General features: G+C 65.3%; 4 protein-coding genes and 1 pseudogene. 2 read left to right on the top strand and 3 right to left on the bottom strand.

Annotation, left to right across the window (positions count from 1 at the left end; all coding sequences use genetic code 11):
• On the bottom strand, nt 1-858 hold an 858-nt coding region (locus tag WA702_RS24610), incomplete at its 3' end, for a hypothetical protein (protein ID WP_425113151.1).
• A gap of 248 nt (nt 859-1106) precedes the next feature.
• Between WA702_RS24610 and WA702_RS24605 the strand changes: the two genes are divergently transcribed.
• A complete protein-coding gene (locus WA702_RS24605; protein WP_425113150.1) occupies nt 1107-1670 on the top strand; it encodes a nitroreductase family protein in 564 nt (187 codons plus the stop codon).
• 79 nt (nt 1671-1749) lie between these two features.
• Here the strand turns inward: WA702_RS24605 and WA702_RS24600 are convergent, their stop codons facing one another.
• Nucleotides 1750-2418: an NAD(P)-dependent oxidoreductase gene (locus WA702_RS24600; RefSeq protein WP_425113149.1), complete on the bottom strand. Its 669-nt coding sequence runs from the start codon at nt 2416-2418 to the stop codon at nt 1750-1752.
• A gap of 85 nt (nt 2419-2503) precedes the next feature.
• On the bottom strand, nt 2504-3373 hold the full coding sequence (locus WA702_RS24595) for an SDR family oxidoreductase (RefSeq protein WP_425113148.1): 870 nt from the start codon (nt 3371-3373) through the stop codon (nt 2504-2506).
• Between the two features lie 103 nt (nt 3374-3476).
• On the opposite strand from WA702_RS24595, the pseudogene WA702_RS24590 reads away from it, so the two are divergent.
• Nucleotides 3477-3575, top strand: a pseudogene (locus WA702_RS24590) (LysR family transcriptional regulator); the annotation flags it as partial.

Here is a 3575-nt window from a genome sequence, read left to right as displayed (position 1 = left end):
CTCGGCGCACTCGGCCATATAGCTGAACAGGTTGGCGAACATCATCTCCAGCACCTCTCGGCCACGCGGCAGAAACGCGATCGCATTGCCGTCCCGCACCAGCAATTGCAGTGCTTCGGCGTCGCGCAGCAGCATCAGCACATGCTTGCGCGAGACCGAAAACCTGGTCGCCAGCGCTTTGATCGACAGCGGCACCGGCCTGAACGGCGGAAACGTATCGTCGTCACGGCCCGCGAGAGCGAGGCTGTAGAGGATCATCATGCCGGCGTTGCGCTCGGCGATCTGCTCGAGGTCCGGTGCGGCATCCAGAACGCGCATCCCACCGACGAAGCGTCGGCCGAGCTCACGCACGAACGGCTTGATGAAGAGCGGATCGTGCAACGCCACGGGATAGGCTGCGGCCTGCGGAATCGCCGCACTCATCGCCGTGAAATGCACGCTCCAGCGGATCCGGTGCAGTTCCAGCAATTTCTCCGTCGGAACCAGCAATCGCTGGCGCTTGTCGAGACTGGGAGCGGCTGCGAACAGGCCGCTTGCCCGCATCAAGGCCAACATGGCTTCGCAGCGCCCGCGGCTGCAGAGGCCGACCCGGACGCAGAGCTGCTTCATTGCGCCGACGGAAAGCCCGGACTGATCCGGATCATCATGGCCATAATGCAGATAAAGCGCCACATGCGTGAACAGCGCTCGCGCCCGATCGTTCATCAGCGCGTTGAGCAGCCGGTCGCTGCGATAGAGCTCGACCGCGCATTGCGCGGCCGCACGCATGGCTTGCGGGAAGCTGGGATGATCGCGCAGCCCCGCGATGGCTTCGGTGCCATCGTTGCCGTGCCTTGCATCGCTTCCATCCCGAAGCATGAGCTGCGTCCGCCCCCAAACGACCTTGCCTCACAGCATGGTATTTTACCGATGCCCGCGCGGTCCACAATTGCGACATGCTCGCGCATCCATCGTTCACGCGAGAGCAGTGCTCCTTCAATGGTTGATCCGGCAGCCGACGCCGCAGCCGGAACAGAACAATAGAACGGGTCAAAACATCCGCCGGCGGCCTCGTTGCGCCGCTCCCGACATGCTATCTGTCGGTTCATCACAACGAAAGCGACCACGTGCCCGACGCCATCGACCTTCTGAAGACCCGCCGCTCCGTCAAGCCACGAGACATGAGCGGCGCCGGCCCCGCACCCGCCGAGCTCGAGACCATCCTGACGATCGGCTCTCGCGTGCCTGATCACGGCAAGCTCGCGCCCTGGCGCTTCATCGTGTTCGAGGGCGACGGCCGCTCGCGCGCCGGCGAGGTGATCGCCAAGGTGTTCGCGCAGAAGAATCCGCAGGCGACGGAGGCCGAGCTCGAGGTCGAAAAAAAGCGTCTCACCGACGCGCCGCTGGTGATCGGCGTGGTCTCGTTCACCCGGCCGCATCCGAAGGTGCCGGCATTCGAGCAGGAGCTCTCGGCCGGCGCCAGCGCCATGAACATCGTCACGGCGGCCACCGCGCTCGGCTATGGCGCGGCCTGGCTCACCGGCTGGTTCTGCTTCGACCGCGACGTGCTCAGCGGCTTCGGCCTGAAGCCGGATGAGAAGCTCGCGGGGCTCATCCATATCGGCACGCCGAGCAAGCCGAACGAGGATCGGCCGCGCCCGAATTTGTCCGAGATCGTGACGCGGTTTTAGCTTCATCCTGCGCCGCAGGCTGACGTGACAAGGCCGTCTGGCCCGCGGTTATGTATCGCGGTCTGCGCCGATACCGCTGTCACCACGTGATCAACGGAGAGCGACGCAACCAGGTCTCCGTGCGCAGTTGGTCGAGGACGAAATTCGCGACGTCGTCCCGTGAGATGGTGCCGCCGTGGAAACCGGTGAGGTCTGTGAGCGTCCGGATTTTGCCGCGCCCGGGCTTGTCGTTCAGAACCGCGGGGCGAACCAGAACCCAGTCGAGCGCGCTGCTTCCGACAATGTCTTCCTGCCGGTTCTTGTCCGCGTACACGTTACGGAGGAGCAGCGGGAAGACCAATTTGTCGAACAGAAAGCCGCCGTGGCCGACACTGTCCCCGGCCCCCATCCCGGTGACGCAGACCAGCCGAGAGACCTGCTCGGCCTTCATGGCACTGACGAGCGCGCGCGTTGCGGTCGAGAGCAGCGTAACCTCGCGAAATGGGCTTGCCGGCGTGCCCAATGCACTGACGACGGCGTCCTGGCCGCTCAGGGCTTCGCGCAGCGCTTTTTCGTCACGGGCATCTCCCACGATGAGTTTCGCGCCCTTGAGATCGCGCGCCTTCTCCGGTGATCGCACCAGGGCTGTGACGTCGTAGCCGCGCGCCAACGCCTGGCTGACGATCAGGCGGCCGGTGCCGCCAGTGGCGCCGAGGACCAGGAGCTTCGCGCGTGTGGTTCGGACGTCATCCCGTTCGGGTGTGTTCATGAATGCCTCCTCGAGGAGCGGGACGCCCCTTTTGGGGCCGTCCCGTCGGTTGAAATCTTTGCCGGCGTGGGATGCTGCCGAGTTGTCAGGCCGAAGCCGCGGTCTCGGCGGCGAAGTCGCGATAGCTGCGCAAGGGGCGACCCAGCAGCGCGGTCAGGCGCGCGACGTCGCCGGCTTCAGGGATCATCCCTTCGCTGAGAAAGCGCTCGCTCATCAGCCGCATGTCGAACGCCATCCAGCTCGGCATGAACTTTCGCAAGTTCTGCTCGAAAGCGCCGGTGTCGTCGCCGCCATAGGCGATCGGGCGACCCAGCACCTCCGACCAGATCGCAGCGACCTCGGCACCCCGCAGCGCCTCCGGACCGACCAGATTGATCCGGTCGAGCGGCAGCGGCCCGGCCGCCTGCTCGCGGCGGATCAGCTCGATCGCCGCGATCTCGCCGATGTCGCGCGCGTCGATCATGGCGAGCCCCTTGCTGCCGATCGGCATCGGGTAGACGCCGTAGCCGAGCACGACGTCCTTGATCGTGAGATCGTTGTTGATGAAATAGGCCGGCCGCAGGATGGTGGCGTTGAAGCCCATCTGCTCGATCATCCGCTCGACGCCGAACTTGCCCGCGAAGTGCGGCACGTCGACGTAGCGGTCGCTGTGGATCACCGAGAGATAGACGACGCGCTCGACGCCGGCCTCGCGCGCCACATTGAGCGCGATCAGCGCTTGCGTGAATTCGTCGGGTACCACCGCGTTGAGCAGGAACAGGGTCGAGACGCCCGAGAACGCGCCGCGCAGTGAGTCGACGTCCAGCAGGTCGCCCTGCACGACGGTGACGCCGGCGGGGAAGCTGGCCTTGGCGGGATCGCGGACCAGTGCGCGCACATCGGCACCACGCTGCACAAGCTGTTCGATGACGTGACGGCCGACGGTGCCAGTGGCGCCGGTAACGAGGATGGTCATGGGAGCACTCCGGGTTGGGGTCAAAAGACACCCTGGAAATTAGCGATCCACATACGGCCCGATAGACGTTATATCTGGACAGACCGTCTCACTGGTGGAACATATGGATCTGCTTGCTCTCGCCGATTTCAACCTGGTCGCCCGGCACGGCGGCTTCGGACGCGCCGCGCGCGCCGCCGGGCGCCCAAAGGCGACCTTGTCC

This window comes from Bradyrhizobium sp., from assembly GCF_049798375.1.
Taxonomy (GTDB): Bacteria; Pseudomonadota; Alphaproteobacteria; order Rhizobiales; family Xanthobacteraceae; genus Bradyrhizobium.
Note: the sequence above shows the minus strand (reverse complement) of the source record. Positions and strands in the feature narration are given on the sequence as shown.